Source organism: Hydrogenophaga sp. 70-12 (assembly GCF_001897365.1).
Taxonomy (GTDB): Bacteria; Pseudomonadota; Gammaproteobacteria; order Burkholderiales; family Burkholderiaceae_C; genus Hydrogenophaga; species Hydrogenophaga borbori.
In genome coordinates, this window is the sequence record NZ_MKSS01000254.1 from 1735 (window position 1) to 2692 (window position 958).

Here is a 958-nt window from a genome sequence, read left to right on the forward strand (position 1 = left end):
CCACGGGCGTCGTCAACGCCGGCGGCTCCTTCGGCCAGTTCGTGATGGCGCCGATCGCGGCCGGGCTCACGGCCAGCCTGGGCTGGGTGGGGGCCCTGCAGGCGCTGGCCTTCATCACACTGCTGGCGCTGCCGGCGGCCTGGGTGCTGCGCGGCGGGCCCAGCGGCGCGGCCCAGGCCGCCGCCCCGGCGGCGCTGCCGGCGCGCGAGGCGCTCCAGCGCGCCTTGCGGCACCGCGACTACCTCATGCTCGCCGCCGGCTTTTTCGTCTGCGGCTTCCACGTGGCCTTCCTGGCCACGCACCTGCCGGGCGTGGTGGCGGCCTGCGGCCTGCCGGCACCGGTGGGCGCCTGGGCGCTGGGCGTCATCGGCCTGTTCAACATCGTGGGCAGCCTGGCCATGGGCTGGGCCGTGGGGCGCTGGCGCATGAAGTCGCTGCTGGCCCTGGTCTACGCCACGCGCGCCCTGGCGGTGCTGGTGTTCCTGCTGGCGCCCAAGACGGAGGCGGTGCTGCTGGTGTTCGCGGCCGTGATGGGCCTGAGCTTCCTGTCCACGGTGCCGCCCACGGTGGGGCTGGTGGCCAAGTTTTTCGGCACGGGCAACATGGCCATGCTGTTCGGCGCGGTGATGTTCACGCACCAGGTGGGCGGCTTCCTCGGCGCCTGGCTGGGCGGGCGCGTCTTCGAGGCCACGGGTTCCTACGACTGGGTCTGGTACGTGGACATCGTGCTGGCCGTGGGCGCGGCGCTCATCCACCTGCCGATCCGCGAGGCGCGGCCGGCGCCGCGGGCGGCGGCGGCGTGAAAGGGGCCTGCGGCGCCATCGGCAGCTACACGTTTGTGGGGAAAAAACTGGACCAGCGGACGTATTACTTTTTGGGTGATGGTGGGCGAGATATACGCCGCCATGCAGTCTCGAAAATTGGCTGTTCAACCTTCACACACCCCTCGCGGATCAGG

At 71.6% G+C, this 958-nt stretch carries 1 pseudogene (cut by a window edge); it reads left to right on the forward strand.

What is annotated here, in order from left to right:
- Positions 1 to 803 (forward strand): annotated as a pseudogene (locus BGO22_RS14270) (MFS transporter) (it extends 380 nt beyond the left edge of the window).
- Positions 804 to 958 lie beyond the last annotated feature (155 nt).